Here is a 20367-nt window from a genome sequence, read left to right as displayed (position 1 = left end):
TACGGCTTCCGACATGATGAAACTCACGCTGCGCAAATGGCTCGCGGCGGCGGCGTTGTCTGCCTGCCTGCCGCTCGTGCCGCATACCGCATTCGCCGTGACGGCTCCCGCTGCCAGCCTGCCCGACTTCGCCGACCTGGTCGAAAAGGTCGGGCCGGCCGTCGTGAACATCCGGACCACCGCCAACGTGCCGACCAACAGCGGCCCGCGCGGGATGCTCCCGCCGGGCTTCGACAACGGCGACATGTCGGAATTCTTCCGGCGCTTCTTCGGCATTCCGCTGCCGCAGGCGCCCGGCAACGGCGGCGGCAACGGCAGCAACCCGAAGAGCGCGCCGGCGCCGGACAATCCGCCCGACACCGAGCAGAACCGTGGCGTGGGCTCGGGCTTCATCGTGTCGGCCGACGGTTACGTGATGACCAATGCGCACGTCGTCGACGATGCGGACACCATCTACGTGACGCTGACCGACAAGCGCGAATTCAAGGCGAAGCTGATCGGCGTGGACGACCGCACGGACGTCGCGGTCGTGAAGATCCAGGCGTCGAACCTGCCGGTCGTCGCGATCGGCGATTCGAACAAGGTGCGCGTCGGCGAGTGGGTCGTCGCGATCGGTTCGCCGTTCGGCCTCGACAACACGGTGACGGCCGGCATCGTCAGCTCGAAGAGCCGCAACACGGGCGACTATCTGCCGTTCATCCAGACCGACGTCGCCGTGAACCCCGGCAACTCGGGCGGCCCGCTGATCAACATGCAGGGCGAGGTGATCGGCATCAATTCGCAGATCTACAGCCGTACCGGCGGCTTCATGGGCATCTCGTTCGCGATTCCGATCGACGAGGCGATGCGCGTGGCCGACCAGCTGAAGGCGACCGGCAAGGTCACGCGCGGCCGGATCGCGGTGGCGATCGGCGAGGTGACGAAGGACGTGGCCGACTCGATCGGGCTGCCGAAGGCCGAAGGCGCGCTCGTCAGCAGCGTCGAGCCGGGCGGCCCGGCCGACAAGGCGGGCATCCAGCCGGGCGACATTATCCTGAAGTTCAACGGCCGTTCGGTCGACACGGCGTCGGACCTGCCGCGCATGGTCGGCGACACCAAGCCCGGCACGAAGGCGACGGTCAGCGTGTGGCGCAAGGGTCAGGCACGCGATCTGCCGATCACGATCGCGGAGACGCCGGCCGAGTCGACGGCGAAGGCCGAACAGCGCAAGAACGCGCCGCAGAAGCCGCGCCAGACCAATTCGCTCGGTCTGACGGTGAGCGACCTGACGGCCGACCAGATGAAGGCGCTGAAGCTGAAGAACGGCGTGCAGATCGACGGCGTCGACGGCCCGGCTGCCCGTGCGGGCCTGCAGCGCGGCGACATCGTGCTGCGCGTCGGCGACACCGACATCACGAACGCGAAGCAGTTCGCCGACGTGACGGCGCAGCTCGATCCGCAGAAGGCGGTCGCGGTGCTCGTGCGGCGTGGCGACAACACGCAGTTCGTGCCCGTGCGGCCGCGCCAGAAGTAACGCGCCGATGTTCACGCTCTACGGCCGCGGCTGGTGCCACCTGTGCGACGACATGCGCGACGCACTGGCGCCGGTGGCGGCCGAATTCGGCGTCGCGGTCGACTACGTCGACATCGATACCGATGCGGCGCTGGTTGCCCGTTACGACGAGGACGTGCCCGTGTTGCTGCTGGACGGCGCGGAAGTGTGCCGCCACCGGTTCGACGGCACACGGGTGCGCGACGCGCTGGCGGCCCGGCGCTGAGTTCCGGCCGCGTCCGGCGGGTGCCCGCGGCGGGCCGCGCTGCGGGCGGGCGTCCGAAATACCGCCCGTCGAAAGCCTTTTCAGCTAAAATAAGCTGTTTTTTCACCGACTTACACAAGGCGTGCTCCGCAGTCGTCGAGCGCGCCTTTTTCGCTTGATCGGCACTGAATGGATCATATTCGCAATTTCTCGATCATCGCGCACATCGACCATGGCAAGTCGACGCTCGCGGATCGCATCATCCAGGTATGCGGCGGTCTCGCCGACCGTGAAATGGAAGCGCAGGTGCTCGACTCGATGGATATCGAGCGCGAGCGCGGCATCACGATCAAGGCGCAGACGGCGGCATTGTCCTATCGCGCGCGCGACGGCAAGGTCTACAACCTGAACCTGATCGACACGCCGGGGCACGTCGACTTCTCGTACGAAGTCAGCCGTTCGCTGTCCGCCTGCGAAGGCGCGCTGCTGGTCGTCGATGCCAGCCAGGGCGTCGAGGCGCAGACGGTCGCGAACTGCTACACGGCGATCGAGCTCGGCGTCGAGGTCGTGCCGGTGCTGAACAAGATCGACCTGCCGGCCGCGAACCCCGAGAACGCGATCGAGGAGATCGAGGACGTGATCGGCATCGACGCGACCGACGCGACGCGCTGCAGCGCGAAGACGGGGCTCGGCGTCGAAGACGTGCTCGAGTCGCTGATCGCGAAGGTGCCGCCGCCGAAGGGCGATCCGGCCGCGCCGCTGCAGGCGCTCATCATCGATTCGTGGTTCGACAACTACGTCGGCGTCGTGATGCTCGTACGTATCGTCAACGGCACGCTGCGCCCGAAGGAAAAGATCAAGATGATGGCGACCGGCGCGCAGTATCCGGTCGAGCACGTCGGCGTGTTTACGCCGAAGTCGCGCAATCTCGACTCGCTGTCGGCAGGGCAGGTGGGCTTCATCATCGCCGGCATCAAGGAGCTGACGGCCGCGAAGGTCGGCGATACCGTCACGCACGCGGCCAAGCCCGCTGCCGAGCCGCTGCCGGGCTTCAAGGAAGTGAAGCCGCAGGTGTTCGCGGGGCTGTATCCGGTCGAGGCGAACCAGTACGACGCGCTGCGCGAGTCGCTCGAGAAGCTGAAGCTGAACGATGCGTCGCTGCAGTACGAGCCGGAAGTGTCGCAGGCACTCGGGTTCGGTTTCCGCTGCGGCTTCCTCGGGCTGCTGCACATGGAAATCGTGCAGGAGCGGCTCGAGCGCGAGTTCGACATGGATCTCATCACGACCGCGCCGACGGTCGTCTACGAGGTCGTGCAGAGCGACGGCTCGACGATCATGGTCGAGAACCCGGCGAAGATGCCGGAGCCCGGCCGCATCGCCGAAGTCCGCGAGCCGATCGTCACCGTGAACCTGTACATGCCGCAGGACTACGTCGGCTCCGTGATCACGCTGTGCGAGCAGAAGCGCGGCTCGCAGATCAACATGCAGTATCACGGCCGCCAGGTGCAGCTCACGTACGAGATCCCGATGGCCGAGATCGTGCTCGACTTCTTCGATCGCCTGAAGTCGGTGTCGCGCGGCTATGCGTCGATGGACTACGAGTTCAAGGAATACCGTTCGTCGGACGTCGTGAAGGTCGACATGCTGATCAACGGCGACAAGGTCGATGCGCTGTCGATCATCGTGCACCGGTCGCAGTCGCAATACCGCGGCCGCGAGGTGGCCGCGAAGATGCGCGAGATCATCCCGCGCCAGATGTACGACGTGGCGATCCAGGCCGCGATCGGCGCGCACATCGTCGCCCGCGAGAACATCAAGGCGCTGCGCAAGAACGTGCTCGCGAAGTGCTACGGCGGCGACATCACGCGGAAGAAGAAACTGCTCGAGAAGCAGAAAGAAGGCAAGAAACGGATGAAGCAGGTGGGTTCGGTCGAGATCCCGCAGGAAGCGTTCCTTGCGATCTTGCGCGTCGAAGACAAATAACAGGACTGATCCTTTTATGAATTTTGCGCTGATTCTTTTTGTGCTCGTCATCGTGACGGGCGTAGCGTGGGTGCTGGACAAACTGGTGTTCCTGCCGCGGCGACGCAAGGCGGCCGACTCGGCGATCGAGGAGTTCGATCGCCAGCAGTCGCGCATCGACAAGCGCTTCGCGGATGAAAACGCGGTGCAAACGCGTTCGAAGCTGCGCGACGAGAAGCTGCGCCAGCCGTGGTGGCTCGAGTACACCGCGAGCTTCTTTCCGGTGATCCTGGCGGTGTTCGTCGTGCGCTCGTTCGTCGTCGAGCCGTTCAAGATCCCGTCGGGCTCGATGGTGCCGACGCTGCTCGTCGGCGATTTCATCCTCGTCAACAAGTTCGAATACGGGCTGCGCCTGCCGGTCACGAACACGAAGATCACGCAGGGCAGCCCGCTGTCGCGCGGCGATGTCGTCGTGTTCCGTTATCCGAAGGATGAGTCGGTCGACTACATCAAGCGCGTGATCGGCCTGCCGGGCGACACGGTCGCCTACCAGGACAAGCAGCTGACGATCAACGGCCAGCCGGTGCCCGAAACGCCGCTGCCGGATTTCTTCGACGACGAGCGCCAGAATTACGCGAAGCAGTTCGAGGAAACGATCGGCAACAAGAAGAACGCGATCCTCAACAACCCGGCCGTGCCGCCGTTCGTGATGGGCGCCTACGACTATCCGTATCGCGACAACTGCACGTACAACAGCCGCGGCGTGATCTGCAAGGTGCCGCCCGGTCACTACTTCATGATGGGCGACAACCGCGACAACAGTGCGGACAGCCGCTACTGGGGTTTCGTGCCGGACCAGAACATCGTCGGCCGCGCGTTCTTCATCTGGATGAACTTCAGCGACCTGAAGCGCATCGGCTCCTTCAACTGATCGCAGTCGACTCGCACGCAATACGCGACGCACGGGCCGCGTCGCGTATTGCCGAACTACTTTAAGAACCGGCGGTAACACCGCCTCGTCACGCCTTTTCGTCTCCGGCCGTGCCGTTTCGGCCCGACCGGCGCCCGCGTTATACTCCTGCACATGCCCCTATCCCAGTTGGAAAGCCGGCTGCGCTACGAATTTCGCAATGCGGAATTGTTGCGCCAGGCTTTGACCCATCGCAGTCACAGTGCCACGCACAACGAACGGCTCGAGTTTCTCGGCGACTCCGTTCTGAATTGCGCGGTGGCCGCCCTTTTGTTCCAGCGTTTCAGCAAGCTGGACGAAGGCGACCTGTCGCGCGTACGCGCCAACCTCGTCAAGCAGCAGTCGCTGTACGAAATTGCTCAGGCCCTGAATATCTCGGACGGCCTGCGGCTGGGCGAGGGCGAACTGCGCAGCGGCGGGTTCCGTCGCCCGTCGATCCTCGCGGACGCGTTCGAAGCCATCATCGGGGCCGTGTTCCTCGATGGCGGCTTCGAAGCCGCCCAAGGGGTCATCAAGCGCCTCTACATCCCGATTCTCGACCACATCGATCCGCGCACGCTCGGCAAGGACGCGAAGACGCTGCTGCAGGAGTACCTGCAGGGGCACAAGATCGCACTGCCGACCTACACGGTCGTCGCGACGCATGGTGCGGCGCACAATCAGCAGTTCGAGGTCGAATGCACGGTGCCGAAGCTGGACGTGAAGGTATCGGGCTCCGGCGCGAGCCGGCGCGCGGCCGAGCAGGCCGCCGCGAAGAAGGCGCTCGACGAAGTGATGGCGGCCGCGCCGATGCTGGCCACGAAGCCGAAGCGCTCGAAAAACGCGCGCGGCTCGAAGCATGTGGAACCCGAAATCGTGCCGGGCGTGAAGGGCGTGCAGGAAGCGCTCGACCTGCGCTCGCCGGAGCGGAAGGAGCGGGCGGCTGCCCGCGAGGCCAGGGCGGCCGCCGGTGCGGTGCCCGCGGCGGCTGCGACCGGCGCCGAGCCGGCCGTCGCGCCGATGGCCGCGATTCGCGCGGCGCATGTCGAGACGGCTGCCGACAAGGGTGAGCGGGCGGCGAAGCCGGCGGCCGACAAGGTGGCCGATAAACCCGCCGACCGCCCTGACAAGGCGGCGGACAAGCCCGCGGACGCCGCGCCGCGTGCCGCCGATCCGGCCGCATCGTCCGCCGACAAGCCTTCCGCCGGTTCCGACCCCGCTGCGCGCACGCGTGCGCGCGACGCTGCCGCACCGGACGCCGAGACGCCGCCGGGCGGCGCGAGCCTCGCCGCCGCGCAGGCGCGCGTGGCCGATGCCGACCACTGAATTGCCCAGCGATCGTGCCGCGCGCCGCGCGGCCGTTTCCGAACCTGCCTCCCAAACGATATGAACACTCCCGCTCCTACCGGCTTCCGTTGCGGCATGATCGCGATCGTGGGCCGCCCGAACGTCGGCAAGTCGACGTTGATGAACGCACTCGTCGGCCAGAAGATCAGCATCACGTCGCGCAAGGCGCAGACGACCCGCCATCGCATCACCGGCATCAACACGTTCGATGACGCGCAATTCGTGTTCGTCGACACGCCGGGTTTCCAGACCCGTCACAGCACCGCGCTGAACCGATCGCTGAACCGCGCGGTCACGTCGACGCTGACGTCGGTCGACGTGATCCTGTTCGTGATCGAGGCCGGTCGCTTCGGGCCCGACGACCAGAAGGTGCTCGACCTGATTCCGCCCGGCATGCCGACGCTGCTGATCACGAACAAGATCGACCGTGTCGCCGACAAGGCCACGCTGTATCCGTTCATGCAGAAGATGAACACGCTGCGCGAATTCGCCGAGCTCGTGCCGCTGTCGGCGCAGCAGCCGGAAGACATCAAGCGCCTGCTCGAGACGATCAAGCCGTACCTGCCGGAAGGCGCCCCGATCTACGGCGAGGACGAGCTGACCGACCGCAGCTCGCGCTTCCTCGCGGCCGAAATCCTGCGCGAGAAGGTGTTCCGCTGGACCGGCGACGAGCTGCCGTACACGAGCACCGTCGTGATCGACAAGTTCGAGGAGGAAGGGCGGCTGAAGCGCATCTTCGCGACGATCCTCGTCGAACGCGATTCGCACAAGGCGATGGTGATCGGCAAGAAGGGCGAGAAGCTCAAGCAGATCAGCACCGAGGCGCGGATGGACATGGAGAAGCTGTTCGACGGCCCCGTGTACCTCGAGACCTTCGTGAAGGTGAGGAGCGGCTGGGCCGACAACGAGGCCGGACTGCGCGCCTATGGGTACGAATGACGCGCTGACGTCGACTGAAGACGCGGTGACGGCCGGCGCGAACGACGCGCCGCTGCCGGCTCCGCCCGAACCGCCGCGCAAGGCGCGGCGCGCGACGTCTCGCACGTCCGATTTCCGCGTCGCCGAGCAGCCGGCGTTCGTGCTGCACAGCTATCCGTATCGCGAAACCAGCCTGATCGTCGATGTGCTGACGCGCGATCACGGCCGGCTTGCGCTCGTCGCGAAGGGCGCGAAACGCCCGCACTCCGCGCTGCGCGGCGTGCTGCAGACCTTCCAGCCGCTGCTGCTGTCCTGGTCCGGCAAATCCGAGGTGCGCACGCTGACGGGGGCCGAGTGGGTCGGCGGCATGCTGCCGCTCGGCGGCGACGGGCTGCTGTGCGGTTTCTACGCGAACGAGCTGCTCGTGAAATTCTGCGCGCGCGAGGATCCGCAGCCGCCGCTGTTCAATCACTATGTGCTGACGCTCACGCGCCTTGCGCACGGCGAACCCGCGGTGCAGGTGCTGCGTTCGTTCGAGCGCGTGCTGTTGAAGGAGACCGGTTACGCGATGGCGCTGAACCGCACGGTCGCGCGCCGCGCGGTCGAGCCCGATCGCCGCTACGTGTTCGATCCCGAGCGCGGCGTGCGCAACGCGGACGACGACGTGCCGTCGCACTGGCCGGTCATCACCGGACAGACGTTGCTCGACATGGAGCAGGACGATTACCATCGAGCCCAGACGGTCGCGCAAAGCAAGACGCTGATGCGCTTCCTGCTGAACACCTATCTCGGCGGTACGCCGCTTGCCACGCGTCAGATCCTGATCGACCTGCAAAACCTATGAGCTTCTTCCTGACAACGCCCACCGCCATCGACCTCGGCGTGAACATCGACCACGTCGCGACGCTGCGCAATGCGCGCGGCACGGCCTATCCCGATCCGATCCGCGCGGCGCTCGCCGCCGAAGAGGCCGGTGCGGACGCGATCACGCTGCATCTGCGCGAGGATCGCCGCCACATCGTCGACGCCGACGTGCGCAAGCTGCGCCCGCTGCTGAAGACGCGCATGAACCTCGAATGCGCGGTGACGGCCGAGATGCTCGACATCGCGTGCGAAGTGCGTCCGCACGACGCGTGCCTCGTGCCGGAAAAGCGCGAGGAACTGACGACCGAAGGCGGTCTCGATGTCGCCGGCCACTTCGAAGCCGTGCGCGCGGCCTGCAAGCAACTGGCCGACGTCGGCGTGCGCGTGTCGCTGTTCATCGACCCGGACGAGACGCAGATCCGCGCCGCGCACGAAGCGGGCGCGCCGGTGATCGAACTGCACACGGGCCGCTACGCCGAAGCGCACGACGAAGCCGAGCAGCAGCGCGAGTACGAACGCATCGTCGCGGGCGTGCAGGCCGGTGCGCAACTGGGCCTGAAGGTCAATGCGGGGCACGGGCTGCATTACACGAACGTGCAGCAGATCGCCGCGATCGACGGCATCGTCGAGCTGAACATCGGTCACGCGATCGTCGCGCATGCGATCTTCGCGGGCTGGGACAACGCGGTGCGCGAGATGAAGGCGATCATGGTCGCCGCCCGCGTCGCCGCGCTGCACGGCGGCGCGCGTTGAAGATGAAATACCGCCGCGTGCGCGCGTACTGACATGGCGATCTACGGCATCGGTACCGACATCGCCCAGGTAAGCCGCGTCGCGGCCGTGCTCGAACGCACGGGCGGCCGGTTTGCCGAGAAGGTGCTGGGCCCCGACGAACTGCGTGTGTTCCATGCGCGCCGCGCGCGCTCCGAGGCGCGCGGCATCGCGTTTCTCGCGACGCGCTTCTCCGCGAAGGAAGCGTTCTCGAAGGCGATCGGGCTCGGCATGCACTGGCCGATGACGTGGCGCGCACTGCAGACGCTCAACCATCCGAGCGGCGAGCCGTACGTGGTCGCGTCGGGCGAGCTGGCCGACTGGCTGGCCGCGCGCGGCATCACGGCGCGCGTGACGGTCAGCGACGAGCGCGACTACGCAGTGTCGTTCGTGATCGCCGAAACGGACGCCGCGCCTGCTCCTGTTTCCCGAACCTCCTCCTGACGGACTTCCCGATTCGATGAAAACGACTCCCGGCCCGGTCATGCTCGACGTCGTCGGCACGGCCCTGTCGCGCGACGATGCACGGCGTCTTGCGCATCCGAATACCGGCGGCGTGATCCTGTTCGCGCGGCACTTCCAGAACCGCGCGCAGCTGATCGCGCTGACCGACTCGATCCGCGCGGTGCGCGAAGACATCCTGATCGCCGTCGATCACGAAGGCGGGCGCGTGCAGCGGTTCCGCACCGACGGCTTCACGGTGCTGCCCGCGATGCGCCGCCTCGGCGAGCTGTGGGATCGCGACGTGCTGCTCGCGACGAAGGTGGCGACCGCCGTCGGCTACATCCTGGCCGCCGAACTGCGTGCGTGCGGGATCGACATGAGCTTCACGCCCGTGCTCGACCTCGACTACGGGCATTCGAAGGTGATCGGCGACCGCGCGTTCCATCGCGACGCGCGCGTCGTCACGCTGCTCGCGAAGAGCCTGAACCACGGGCTGTCGCTCGCCGGCATGGCGAACTGCGGCAAGCATTTCCCCGGGCACGGTTTCGCGGAAGCCGATTCGCACGTCGCGCTGCCGACCGACGACCGCACGCTCGACGCGATCCTCAAGCAGGACGTTGCGCCGTACGACTGGCTCGGCCTGTCGCTGTCGGCCGTGATCCCCGCGCACGTGATCTATACGCAGGTCGACAAGCGGCCGGCCGGATTCTCGCGCGTCTGGCTGCAGGACATCCTGCGCAGCAAGCTCGGCTTCACGGGCGCGATCTTCAGCGACGACCTGTCGATGGAGGCCGCGCGCGAAGGCGGCACGCTCACGCAGGCGGCCGATGCCGCGCTCGCCGCCGGTTGCGACATGGTGCTCGTCTGCAACCAGCCGGAGGCGGCCGAGGTCGTGCTGAACGAGCTGAAGGCACGGGCGTCGGCCGAGTCGGTGCGGCGCATCAAGCGGATGCGCGCGCGCGGCAAGGCGCTCAAGTGGGACAAGCTGGTCGCGCAGCCCGAGTATCTGCAGGCGCAGGCGCTGCTGAAAAGCGCACTGGCGTAAACGGGGAGGGGACGGTGCGGTTCGCGTCCTGTCACCCGCTGAAACGAAAAGCCGCGCGATTGCGCGGCTTTTTCATGGGTGACGGCACGGGGCAAACGGGGGCAAACAGGGCAGTCGGCACGGTGGGCTTTTGCGCAACTAACGGTCAGGTCCGGCCAGTGCCCGTATTCACGGTCGCGCGCTCAGTTCACCTTCATCCGCTGCAGCTTGTTGTACAGCGTCTTCGGGCTGATGCCGAGCAGCGTGGCCGCACGATGGCGGGTGCCGCCGACCGCGTCGAGCGTCGCGCGGATCAGCAGGTCCTCGACGTCGGACAGCGGCGTGCCGACCTTGATCTGCACGCTGCTGCCGTTCAGCGCGGCGCCGGAGGAGAAGCTCGGCTCGCCGGCGCGCAGCGTCTCGATGAAATCGCCCGACGCGTCGTACGCGAAGCGCACGCGTTCCTGCAGTTCGCGCACGTTGCCCGGCCATTCGTAGGACAGGCATTCGCGCACGAAGCCCGGCGCCGCGCGCTTGTCGGTCGTGCTGCGCCCGGTCGCGCGCGCCTCGCGGTTCAGTTCGTCGATCTGCGCGTCCGCGATCGCGAGTGCGTCGCCGTCGCGCTCGCGCAGCGGCGGCATCGTGATCGACGCCGCATCGAGGCGCAACCACAGATCCTCGCGCAGCGTGCCGTTCGCGACCGCTTCGCGTGCCGGGCGGCGCGTGGTCGCGATCAGCCGGAAATCGCTCGTGATCGAGCTCGTGCCGCCGATCCGCATGAAGTTCTGCGAATCGAGCGCATGCAGCAGCGCTTCCTGCAGCACGAGCGGCAGCGCGGTGATCTCGTCGAGGAACAGCGTGCCGCCGCCGGCCTGTTCGAACAGGCCCGATTCGCGGCGCTCGGCGCCGTCGAACGCGCCGCGCTCATGGCCGAACAGCACGCTGTCGAGCGACGCGCCGTGGCGGCCGGCCTGCGCGATCGTCCGGCAGTCGAACGACACGAACGGCCCCTTGCGGCGCCGGCTCAGGTCGTGCAGCGTGCGCGCAGCCAGCTTCTTGCCGGTGCCGGCCTCGCCCGAGAACAGCACGGCCGTTTCGGTGCGCGCGTTGTGCTCGATCATGTCGTACACGTGCTGCATTGCATCGCTGCAGCCGACCAGCGCGCCGAAGCGGCCGAGCCGGCGCAGCGACGCACGCAGCGACTGCACTTCGTCGATCAGTTCGTACGGGCGCGGGATCCGCGCGAGCAGGCTGCGCAGGCGCGGAATGTTGATCGGCTTCAGCAGGTAGTCCCAGATGCCGTGACGCAGGCCCTCGATGGCGCTCTCGACCGTCGCGTTGCCCGTGAGCACGATGACGGGCAACGAGCCGTTCGGCTGTTGCTGCGGCAGGTGCTGGAGCAGGTCGAACCCGCTGCCGTCCGGCAGGTTCAGGTCGACGAGGACGACATCGGGGATCGAGCGGCCCAGCGCCGTGCGGGCTTCGGCGAGCGACGTGGCCGTGTCGACCGAGAAGCCGTCTGCGGCGAGCAGCGCGGTGAGGCCGGAGAGACTGTTGGGATCGTCTTCGACAATCAGGGCGTGTGGCATGGTGGACGCGAGTCGAGTCAAGAGAGGCGGGCTGTCGGCCATCGGGGCCGCAGCCGCATGTCAGATTAAAAACTGATTTTATGCCCCGCCGAACCCGTCACGCGCATTATTTCTCCGGCGCTATAAAACAGTTACCGATGATACAAATTGAATATCTTTACCGGTGGATTTTGTGTTCCTTATGCCCTTGGCTGGTGCCCGCTGTTGGCGCCAGACAAACAAAAAGCGCCCCGAAGGGCGCTTTGTTCGATGCGGGTATCGCTGACGATTACGCGCGGCTGCGGTATTCGTTCGTACGCGTATCGATTTCGATCTTGTCGCCGGTATTGCAGAACAGCGGCACTTGCAGTTCGAAGCCCGTTGCGAGCTTGGCGTTCTTCAGCACCTTGCCCGACGACGTGTCGCCCTTGACTGCCGGCTCCGTGTAGGTGATCTCGCGAACGAGGATCGTCGGCAGTTCGACCGAGATCGCCTTCTCGTTGTAGAACACGACTTCGCACGCCATGCCGTCTTCGAGGTAGTTCAGCGCTTCGCCCATCATTTCGGCTTCGACTTCGAACTGGTTGTAGTCGGCGTCCATGAACACGTACATCGGGTCGGCGAAGTACGAGTACGTCACTTCCTTGCGGTCGAGCACGACGACGTCGAACTTGTCGTCGGCCTTGTAGACCGATTCCTGGCCTGCGTTCGTCAGCAGGTTCTTCATCTTCATCTTGACGACGGCGGCGTTACGGCCCGACTTGTTGTATTCCGTCTTGGAGATGACCCATGCGTCGCTGCCGATCTGCACGACGTTGCCTACGCGGAGTTCCTGTGCGGTCTTCATAAAAACTGTCCTGATCCAATCAAATAAATAGGTGCCTGAGCGTTGCGCAACGGCTGACGGCGCAAGCGGTGCGTTCCGGTGGACGCCAAAAGCGAGCGCTTGCCTGGTCAGCCGTCGGATAACCGCTTATTTTAACTGAGATTTTGCGTATTCCGCCAGCTTTCCGGCGAGATCGCCGACCGCCGCGAGCGCGTCGGCCCAGCGGGCCGCATTGGCGTCCAGTGCGGCACGGTGTTGCCAGAAATCGGCCCAGTCGGGCGTGCCGGCGCCGTTCCATGCATGCCAGAACCGCTCGAGCGCGGCGCGCGGCGCATCGGCGAGGCCCGCCGACAGGTGCGCGAGCGCGGCGTCGAGCTTCGGCAGGTGCACGTCGTCGGCCTGCGGGTAGATGTGCCACACGAACGGCTTGCGCGCCCATTGCGCGCGGACGAACGAATCCTCGCCGCGCACGAAATTGAGGTCGGCCGCCCACAGCAGCGGATCGTAGTCGGCCTGCGGGACGAATGCGAGCCCGTGGGCGACCAGGTTGCCGGCGCGTGCATGAGCGCCCGCCGCGAACGACTCGACCCCGAAAAAGCGCGCGACGGCCGGCGACAGGCGGCCGGCCGGCACGAGCGCGACGACCGGCGACGGGCCGTCGCGCCATTGGGCGAGCAGCGCGTCGACGGCCGGATTTTCGTACGCGAACAGACTGACGACCGTCGTGCCGGGCGCCGGCGGCGCGCCGCCGGTCGCGCGCCGCCACCACGCGGCGCGGGCCGCGGCGTCGGCATCGAAGGCCGTCCGGCGCGCGTCGAGGTCGTGCTCCTTCGGCACGCCGCCGGTGCCGGCCGACAGGCCGGGGAAGAAGAACGTCTTCAGCAGCGGGTAGCGTGGATGCGGCGACGGCCGCAAATGGAAATCGGCGACCCAGTCCTCGGCGCTCAGGTATTCGAGGTTGATCCACACGGGGCGGCGCTCGCGGCGTGCCATCGCCGCGAGATACGCGCCGGGCAGCTCGCACGCGAACGCCTCGATCACGACATCGGCGATCTCCAGTGCGTCGCCGACTTCCGCATGCCAGTGCTCGATCGCGATCGCGTCGATCGTCTGCCGTCCGGCGTCGGGATCGACGCTCGGCAGCAGGCGCGCGAAGGTGCGCAGGTCGTCGACGAACAGCCGGACCTGCCAGCCGTGCTCATGCGCGAGCTGGTGCGCGACGCGCCAGCACACGCCGACGTCGCCGAAATTGTCGATCACCGTGCAGAAGAGGTCGCAGGCGATCGGTTCGCCCGGCGCGAGCGTTGCGGCGGGGTGTGGGGCAGCGGTGGTGCGTGGCATCGAAGCGGGCCGGTGAATGCTCTAAACTGGCGATTCTAATAGACCCGTTCCGCGTTACAAGGCGCCCGGATCACGCATGACAGCCCCAGAAGCCTCCGATACCCCGTTCGAACCGAAGAAGATCCTTGCGCAGTTGCCGCACATGCCCGGCGTCTATCGTTATTACGACACGGCGGGCGCCGTGCTTTACGTCGGCAAGGCGCGCGACCTGAAGAAGCGCGTATCGAGCTATTTCACGAAGACCCAGCTGTCGCCGCGCATCGCGATGATGGTCACGCGCATCGCGCGCATCGAGACGACCGTCACGCGCTCGGAAGCCGAGGCGCTGCTGCTCGAGAACAACCTGATCAAGGCACTCGCGCCGCGCTACAACATCCTGTTTCGCGACGACAAGTCGTATCCGTACCTGAAGCTCACCGCACATCGGTTTCCGCGGATGGCCTACTACCGCGGGTCGGTCGACAAGCAGAACCAGTATTTCGGGCCGTTCCCGAGCGCGTGGGCCGTGCGCGAGAGCATCCAGATCCTGCAGCGCGTGTTCCAGTTGCGGACCTGCGAGGATTCGGTGTTCAACAACCGCACGCGGCCGTGCCTGCTGCACCAGATCGGGCGCTGCACGGCGCCGTGCGTCGGCGCGATCTCCAGCGAGGATTACGCGGTCGACGTGTCGAACGCCGCGCGGTTCCTGCTCGGCCGGCAGTCCGAAGTGATGAAGGAACTCGAGCAGAAGATGCATGCGTTCGCGGCCGAGCTGAAATTCGAGCAGGCGGCGGCCGTGCGCAACCAGATGAGCTCGCTCGCGACGGTGCTGCACCAGCAGGCGATCGAGGTCGGCGGCGACAGCGACGTCGACATCCTCGCCGTCGTCGCGCAAGGCGGGCGTGTGTGCGTGAATCTCGCGATGGTGCGCGGCGGCCGGCATCTCGGCGACAAGGCGTATTTCCCGACGCACGTCGAAAGCGCGCTGACGCTCGCCGAAGGTGGTCTTGGCGACGAGGCCGAGTCGTCGGAAGCGGCCGACACAACCGGCGCGACTGCCGCCGCGGTGCCCGACCAGCCCGCGGAAGAAGCCGGCAGCGTGCGCGGCGGCGCGGCGGCGGCATCGGTCGAGGCGGAGGTGCTCGACGCGTTCATCGCGCAGCACTACCTCGGCAACCGCGTGCCGCCGGTGCTTGTCGTCAGCCATGCGCCCGCGAGCCGCGACCTGCTCGAGCTGCTGTCCGAACAGGCCGGCCACAAGGTGTCGCTGGTGCGGCAGCCGCAGGGGCAGCGGCGCGCGTGGCTGTCGATGGCCGAACAGAATGCGCAGATCGCGCTGATGCGGCTGCTGTCCGAGCAGGGCTCGCAGCAGGCGCGTACGCGCTCGCTGGCGGAAACGCTCGGTTACGACATCGACGATCTCGCGACGCTGCGGATCGAATGCTTCGACATCAGCCACACGATGGGCGAGGCCACGCAGGCGTCGTGCGTCGTCTACCATCATCACAAGATGCAGTCGGGCGAGTACCGCCGCTACAACATCACGGGCATTACGCCGGGCGACGATTACGCGGCGATGCGGCAGGTGCTCACGCGCCGCTACGAGAAGATGGTCGAGCAGGCCGCGCAGGCGGCCGCGGTGGATGAAGCGGCCGGCATCGACGGCGAATCGACGCGCCAGGCCGAGGCGTCGAGCCTGCTGCCGAACATCGTGCTGATCGACGGCGGCAAGGGTCAGGTCGAAATCGCGCGCCAGGTGTTCACCGAGCTGGGGCTCGACACGTCCATGCTGGTCGGCGTCGCGAAGGGCGAGGGGCGCAAGGTCGGCCTCGAGACGCTCGTGTTCGCGGACGGCCGCACGCCGCTCGAACTCGGCAAGGAGAGTGCCGCGCTGATGCTCATCGCGCAGATCCGCGACGAGGCGCACCGCTTCGCGATCACCGGCATGCGGGCGAAGCGGGCGAAGGCGCGCCAGACGTCGCGGCTCGAGGAACTCGAGGGCGTTGGCGCGAAACGCCGGCAGCGGCTGCTCGCGCGGTTCGGCGGATTGCGCGGCGTGGTGGCCGCGAGCGTCGAGGAACTCGCGAGCGTCGAGGGCATCTCGCACGCGCTCGCCGAACAGATCTACAAGCAGCTTCACTGACGCGCCCGTGCGGCCGGGCTGCCTCGCCAGCGTTCTTGTGGCAGGCCGGTCGACACGGCACAATTGCGAATCCTTTACTGTCCCGCATGCCATGCCGTTCAATTTCCCGATTTTCCTGACGTGGGTACGGATCGTGCTGATTCCGCTCGTCGTCGGCGTGTTCTACCTGCCGGACACGGTGATGGGCGGCGCGCACCGCAATCTCGCGGCGGCGGCGATCTTCATCCTCGCGGCGCTGACCGACTGGTTCGACGGTTATCTCGCACGCAAGTGGAACCAGACCTCGTCGTTCGGCGCCTTTCTCGATCCGGTGGCGGACAAGCTGATGGTGACGGCCGCGCTGCTGATCCTCGTGCAGATTTCGCGGGTCGATGCGGCGATCGCGCTGGTGATCGTCGGCCGCGAGATCGCGATCTCGGCGCTGCGCGAGTGGATGGCGCAGATCGGCGCATCGAAGAGCGTCGCGGTGAACCAGCTCGGCAAGTTCAAGACCGCATGCCAGATGGTCGCGATCCCGATGCTGCTGTTCTACGGGCCGCTGCCGCTCGGCGTCGTGACGATCGACACGCGCGTGTGGGGTGAGTGGCTGATGTATCTCGCGGCGGTGCTGACGATCTGGTCGATGCTTTACTACATGAAGCTCGCGTGGCCGCAGATCCGTGAGCGCGGCGGTGCGTGAGACGTGCGTCTCGCGTTCGGTCGAGGCGGTTTTTGTAAAAAGGGCTGGAAAAGCCCTTGACACACGAATGTGCCTTCGACATAATCTCGCTTCTCCGCTGCACGACGAAGTAAGCGTGTGACGGGGAAGCAGCAGTAGCGTAGCAATACGCGGGAGTAGCTCAGTTGGTAGAGCGCAACCTTGCCAAGGTTGAGGTCGCGAGTTCGAGACTCGTCTCCCGCTCCAGATTTTTTCTGGCAGCGCGTTGGTCGGCGAAGCGCTGCAGATGCAGGACCCATGCGGGAGTAGCTCAGTTGGTAGAGCGCAACCTTGCCAAGGTTGAGGTCGCGAGTTCGAGACTCGTCTCCCGCTCCAGATTTTTCTGGCAGCGTGTTGGTCGGCGAAGCGCTGCAGGTGCAGGACAATGCGGGAGTAGCTCAGTTGGTAGAGCGCAACCTTGCCAAGGTTGAGGTCGCGAGTTCGAGACTCGTCTCCCGCTCCAAGTAATGGGGAAGCCAAGCTTCCCTTTTTATTTGATGGACTTCCGGTCCTCGAATAGAAATCTGTCGCTTGCCTCACGGCATCCGGACAGTCCGCTTTTGGCGCGATAGCAAAGCGGTTATGCAGCGGCCTGCAAAGCCGTTTAGGCCGGTTCGACTCCGGCTCGCGCCTCCAGGTAGAACGAGAAAAAGCCCCGCTTCGGCGGGGCTTTTCTTTTTTCTGCATCGTTTGCCGGCCGCCGTACGGGATGCATGCGACGGCCTCCGCGCAATCAGCCATCCACCGGCTGCGCGGGCGTATCGAGCTTCAACTGATAGAACGCCGCGTCGAGCCAGCGGCCGAACTTGAATCCCGCCTCCGTGATCGTGCCCGAGTGCACGAATCCCAGTTTCGTATGCAGTGCGATGCTTCCGGCATTGGTCGCGTCGATGCAGCCGACCAGCACGTGCACCTGCGCGTCGCGCGCACGACGGACGACTTCGCGCAGCAGCAGTTCGCCGAGCCCGCGGCCGCGCTGGTCGCTGCGCACGTAGACGCTGTGTTCCATCGTGTACTTGAACGCAGGGAACGCACGGAACGTGCCCCAGCTCGCGAAGCCGAGCAGCGTGCCCGATGCGTCGACGGCGCCGACGACCGGAAACCCGCCCGCGCGTTTCGTCGCGAACCACGTGACCATCGCTTCCGGCGGGCGCGGCCGGTAGTCGTACAGCGCGGTCGAATTCGCGATCGCGTCGTTCAGGATCTCGAGGATGGCCGCTGCGTGCTCGGCCTCGCTGCAATCGATCAGGCGCACGTCGTCGTGCTGTTTCGGGGAATTCATACGGGTTCCTGGTGGGGTTGAACGGGGGCGTACACCCCACGCATGCGTTACGCGTTCCGCGCGCCGGCCGCGCCGGCCGCGCCGGACGCATCGCAGATCACGACGACATAGCGCGCGGGATGCGGCGACGGATTGCTGAAGATCAGCGGCTGGTCGAGGCGCAGGGCCAGGCAGTCGCCTTCGTGAAGCGCGTGCAGCGCATCGCCGAGCGTGACGTCGACGCGGCCGCTGATGACCCACACCTGCTGATGCAGCACGCGCTCGCGTCCGCCGCTGTCGTACGCGACACGCGCGCCGGGCGGGAAATCGACCTCGACGAGCTGGATCGGCGACGGCCAGCCGGCCGGGGAGAGATTGCGCCGCACGTAGCCGGACGCCGGATCGCGCCACTCGGCCTGCTGCGCGCGCCGGGCCAGCGGCTGCGCGGGCGCGTCGTCCCGGTCGCCGCCGAACAACCCGGCCAGCGAGATGCCGAGGCCGGCCGCGAGCTTGTCGAGCACGACGGCCGTCGGGCTGGCCGACGCGCGTTCGATGAGCGAGATCATCGAACGGCTGACGCCGGAACGCGCGGCCAGCGCATCGAGCGTGTAGCCTCGAACGGTGCGCAGTTCGCGCACGCGCCGTGCGATGCGCTCGTTGATGCCGCTGTCGCCGGCCGCGGTGATCGTGGATTCTTTCATGATGGATTGATTTTCCAGCAAACTGGAATTTGATGTCAACGGCATTTGCCGCAGCCGACAGAGAGGGGAGCGGGATTCGGGCAGCTTGCCCGGCGCGCGTGCGCAGCGTAATATACGAAATAGCTACGTTTCGTTTAATTGGGGATATATGGGCATCATCAAGATTTCCGAGCACATGCATGAACGGCTGCGCTCGACGAGCACAGCGCTGAGCCGTTCGATCAATGCGCAGGCCGAACATTGGTTGCGCGTCGGAATGCTGGCGGAACTCAACCCGGCGCTGTCCTACGGCGACATCTGCAAGATGTTGATCGAGGCCGAGGCGCGGGGCGGCGACGTGGGGCCGGCGGAACCGGTCGCGTCGCAGATCGAGCAGGTGGCGTAATGGCGAGGCGAGAAATCCCGATCCGCGGGGCCGCGGAAATCGCGAAGTCGCGCGAAGCCGCGAAGCTCGCATCGCAGGTGCTGACGATGATCACCGAGCACGTGAAGCCGGGCGTGACCACCGACGAGCTCGACGCACGCTGCCGCGAATACATCGTCGACGAACTCGGCGCGATTCCCGCGAACATCGGTTATCACGGTTATCCGAAGACGCTGTGCACGTCGGTCAACCATGTGGTCTGTCACGGCATTCCGACCTCGCGGCCGATGCGCGACGGCGACATCGTGAACCTCGACATCGCGGTGATCAAGGACGGCTGGTTCGGCGATACGAGCCGCATGTATTTCGTCGGCGAGCCGAACGAGCTGGCGCGGCGCCTCGTCGCGGCCACCTACGAGGCGATGCACGCGGGCATCCGCGCGGTGCGTCCGGGCGCGACGCTCGGCGACGTCGGTTACGCGATCCAGCAGGTCGCGCATCGCGAAGGGTTCAGCGTCGTGCGCGAATATTGCGGGCACGGCATCGGCGATGTCTATCACGACGAGCCGCAGGTGCTGCATTACGGCCGCTCCGGCACCGGCGTGCCGCTGCGGCCGGGGATGATCTTCACGATCGAGCCGATGCTCAACGCGGGCAAGCGCGACACGCGCGTGTTGGCCGACGGCTGGACGGTCGTCACGAAGGACCATTCGTTGTCCGCGCAATGGGAGCACATGGTCGTGGTGACGGAAACGGGCTTCGAGGTGCTGACCGAGGACGCGAAGCCGCAGGCGTTCGCGGCGCTGTCGGGCACGCACGCGGCCTGACAGCGGCCGTGCGCCGCGTATGACGAGGCGCGGCACTGCAATGAAACGGGCCCTTTCGCGGGGCCCGTTCCGTTTGCGGCGACCGGCCGGCGCGGCTCAGCCGCGCGCCTTCTGCCACGCGTGTTCGACGAACACGCGGCACAGCGCTTCCATGCCCTTGCGATCTTCGTCGTCGAAGCGCGCGGCGACCGGGCTGTCGACGTCCCACACGCCGATCAGCGTGCCGTCGCCGGCCACCAGCGGGACGACGATTTCCGATTCCGAGGCCGCGTCACACGCGATATGGCCGGGAAACTCATGCACGTCGCGCACGACCTGCGTCTCGCGCGTCTGCGCGGCGGTGCCGCACACGCCCTTGCCGAGCGCGATGCGCACGCACGCGGGCTTGCCCTGGAACGGGCCGACGACGAGTTCGGTCCCGTCGAAGAAGTAGAAACCCGCCCAGTTGAGACGATCGAGCGCGTGATAGACGAGCGCGGAGAAATTCGCCGCGTTGGCCGTCAGGTCGCGTTCGGACTCGACGAGCGCGCGTGCCTGCTCGACGAGCGTCGCGTATTGATCGGCCTTGGAGGCGTTGGGGTCGTTGGACAGCGTGAACATGGCGGGAAAGCGATAAGGGTTGTGAAAAGACGCGTGGCGCGTATC

20 protein-coding genes and 4 tRNA genes are annotated in these 20367 nt (G+C 66.4%); 18 read left to right on the top strand and 6 right to left on the bottom strand.

The window, feature by feature from the left end:
• Window positions 1-13 precede the first annotated feature (13 nt).
• From HWX00_RS06060 to nagZ, 10 genes are all read left to right on the top strand, one after another.
• Window positions 14-1513 carry a DegQ family serine endoprotease gene (locus tag HWX00_RS06060; RefSeq protein WP_034186504.1) on the top strand — a complete coding sequence of 500 codons (1500 nt, stop codon included), beginning with the start codon at window positions 14-16 and terminating at the stop codon, window positions 1511-1513.
• Window positions 1514-1520: 7 nt separating this feature from the next.
• Entirely contained in the window at window positions 1521-1757 is a 237-nt protein-coding gene (locus HWX00_RS06055) for a glutaredoxin family protein (protein ID WP_059560708.1), read from the top strand.
• A gap of 168 nt (window positions 1758-1925) precedes the next feature.
• The gene (gene lepA, locus HWX00_RS06050) at window positions 1926-3719 is read left to right on the top strand and encodes a translation elongation factor 4 (RefSeq protein WP_175028366.1); all 1794 of its coding nucleotides are present in this window, start codon (window positions 1926-1928) and stop codon (window positions 3717-3719) included.
• Between the two features lie 16 nt (window positions 3720-3735).
• Complete coding sequence (lepB, locus tag HWX00_RS06045) at window positions 3736-4629, top strand: signal peptidase I (RefSeq protein ID WP_034186507.1); 894 nt, start codon at window positions 3736-3738, stop codon at window positions 4627-4629.
• Between the two features lie 153 nt (window positions 4630-4782).
• Window positions 4783-5973, top strand: coding sequence for a ribonuclease III (gene rnc, locus HWX00_RS06040; RefSeq protein WP_059560706.1), 1191 nt, complete (start codon window positions 4783-4785; stop codon window positions 5971-5973).
• A gap of 60 nt (window positions 5974-6033) precedes the next feature.
• Window positions 6034-6933 (top strand): GTPase Era, encoded by a 900-nt coding sequence (era, locus tag HWX00_RS06035; protein ID WP_034186509.1) that lies wholly within the window; start codon window positions 6034-6036, stop codon window positions 6931-6933.
• Window positions 6920-7756: a DNA repair protein RecO gene (gene recO, locus HWX00_RS06030; RefSeq protein WP_034186510.1), complete on the top strand. Its 837-nt coding sequence runs from the start codon at window positions 6920-6922 to the stop codon at window positions 7754-7756. Before era ends, recO begins: the two co-directional genes overlap by 14 nt.
• Window positions 7753-8529 carry a pyridoxine 5'-phosphate synthase gene (gene pdxJ, locus HWX00_RS06025; protein WP_034186511.1) on the top strand — a complete coding sequence of 259 codons (777 nt, stop codon included), beginning with the start codon at window positions 7753-7755 and terminating at the stop codon, window positions 8527-8529. The genes recO and pdxJ overlap by 4 nt, the downstream gene beginning before the upstream one ends.
• Before the next feature lie 33 nt (window positions 8530-8562).
• The gene (gene acpS / locus HWX00_RS06020; RefSeq protein WP_021159685.1) at window positions 8563-8991 is read left to right on the top strand and encodes a holo-ACP synthase; all 429 of its coding nucleotides are present in this window, start codon (window positions 8563-8565) and stop codon (window positions 8989-8991) included.
• A gap of 16 nt (window positions 8992-9007) precedes the next feature.
• Entirely contained in the window at window positions 9008-10036 is a 1029-nt protein-coding gene (gene nagZ / locus HWX00_RS06015; RefSeq protein WP_175027825.1) for a beta-N-acetylhexosaminidase, read from the top strand.
• A 182-nt stretch (window positions 10037-10218) separates the two neighbouring features.
• Here the strand turns inward: nagZ and HWX00_RS06010 are convergent, their stop codons facing one another.
• From HWX00_RS06010 to earP, 3 genes are all read right to left on the bottom strand, one after another.
• Window positions 10219-11604, bottom strand: a complete 1386-nt coding sequence (locus tag HWX00_RS06010; RefSeq protein WP_059560702.1) for a sigma-54-dependent transcriptional regulator — start codon at window positions 11602-11604, stop codon at window positions 10219-10221.
• Between the two features lie 268 nt (window positions 11605-11872).
• The gene (gene efp, locus HWX00_RS06005; protein WP_034186515.1) at window positions 11873-12430 is read right to left on the bottom strand and encodes an elongation factor P; all 558 of its coding nucleotides are present in this window, start codon (window positions 12428-12430) and stop codon (window positions 11873-11875) included.
• Window positions 12431-12556: 126 nt separating this feature from the next.
• On the bottom strand, window positions 12557-13750 hold the full coding sequence (gene earP, locus HWX00_RS06000) for an elongation factor P maturation arginine rhamnosyltransferase EarP (protein ID WP_175027826.1): 1194 nt from the start codon (window positions 13748-13750) through the stop codon (window positions 12557-12559).
• Between the two features lie 76 nt (window positions 13751-13826).
• On the opposite strand from earP, the gene uvrC reads away from it, so the two are divergent.
• The 6 genes from uvrC (at window position 13827) to HWX00_RS05970 (ending at window position 17205) form a co-directional block, all read left to right on the top strand.
• Window positions 13827-15872 (top strand): excinuclease ABC subunit UvrC, encoded by a 2046-nt coding sequence (gene uvrC, locus HWX00_RS05995; protein ID WP_175027827.1) that lies wholly within the window; start codon window positions 13827-13829, stop codon window positions 15870-15872.
• A 91-nt stretch (window positions 15873-15963) separates the two neighbouring features.
• Window positions 15964-16551: a CDP-diacylglycerol--glycerol-3-phosphate 3-phosphatidyltransferase gene (gene pgsA / locus HWX00_RS05990; protein ID WP_034186518.1), complete on the top strand. Its 588-nt coding sequence runs from the start codon at window positions 15964-15966 to the stop codon at window positions 16549-16551.
• A 149-nt stretch (window positions 16552-16700) separates the two neighbouring features.
• Window positions 16701-16776 (top strand) — tRNA-Gly (locus tag HWX00_RS05985).
• Between the two features lie 53 nt (window positions 16777-16829).
• Window positions 16830-16905: transfer RNA gene (locus HWX00_RS05980), tRNA-Gly, on the top strand.
• 51 nt (window positions 16906-16956) lie between these two features.
• Window positions 16957-17032 (top strand) — tRNA-Gly (locus HWX00_RS05975).
• Between the two features lie 99 nt (window positions 17033-17131).
• A tRNA-Cys gene (locus HWX00_RS05970) sits at window positions 17132-17205 on the top strand.
• A 97-nt stretch (window positions 17206-17302) separates the two neighbouring features.
• Here HWX00_RS05970 and HWX00_RS05965 read toward each other — a convergent pair.
• On the bottom strand, window positions 17303-17851 hold the full coding sequence (locus HWX00_RS05965; protein ID WP_124609131.1) for a GNAT family N-acetyltransferase: 549 nt from the start codon (window positions 17849-17851) through the stop codon (window positions 17303-17305).
• A 47-nt stretch (window positions 17852-17898) separates the two neighbouring features.
• On the bottom strand, window positions 17899-18531 hold the full coding sequence (locus HWX00_RS05960) for a helix-turn-helix domain-containing protein (RefSeq protein ID WP_175027828.1): 633 nt from the start codon (window positions 18529-18531) through the stop codon (window positions 17899-17901).
• A 148-nt stretch (window positions 18532-18679) separates the two neighbouring features.
• Between HWX00_RS05960 and HWX00_RS05955 the strand changes: the two genes are divergently transcribed.
• Window positions 18680-18916 carry a ParD-like family protein gene (locus HWX00_RS05955; RefSeq protein WP_034186521.1) on the top strand — a complete coding sequence of 79 codons (237 nt, stop codon included), beginning with the start codon at window positions 18680-18682 and terminating at the stop codon, window positions 18914-18916.
• A complete protein-coding gene (map, locus tag HWX00_RS05950) occupies window positions 18916-19722 on the top strand; it encodes a type I methionyl aminopeptidase (protein ID WP_175027829.1) in 807 nt (268 codons plus the stop codon). The genes HWX00_RS05955 and map overlap by 1 nt, the downstream gene beginning before the upstream one ends.
• A 96-nt stretch (window positions 19723-19818) precedes the next feature.
• Here the strand turns inward: map and HWX00_RS05945 are convergent, their stop codons facing one another.
• Window positions 19819-20322: a GAF domain-containing protein gene (locus HWX00_RS05945; protein WP_034186523.1), complete on the bottom strand. Its 504-nt coding sequence runs from the start codon at window positions 20320-20322 to the stop codon at window positions 19819-19821.
• Window positions 20323-20367: the final 45 nt, after the last annotated feature.

This window comes from Burkholderia seminalis DSM 23518 (assembly GCF_902832885.1).
In the GTDB taxonomy this organism is placed as follows: domain Bacteria; phylum Pseudomonadota; class Gammaproteobacteria; order Burkholderiales; family Burkholderiaceae; genus Burkholderia; species Burkholderia seminalis.
The sequence above is the reverse complement of the archived record's forward strand: the minus strand, read 5'-3'. Positions and strand labels throughout refer to the sequence as shown.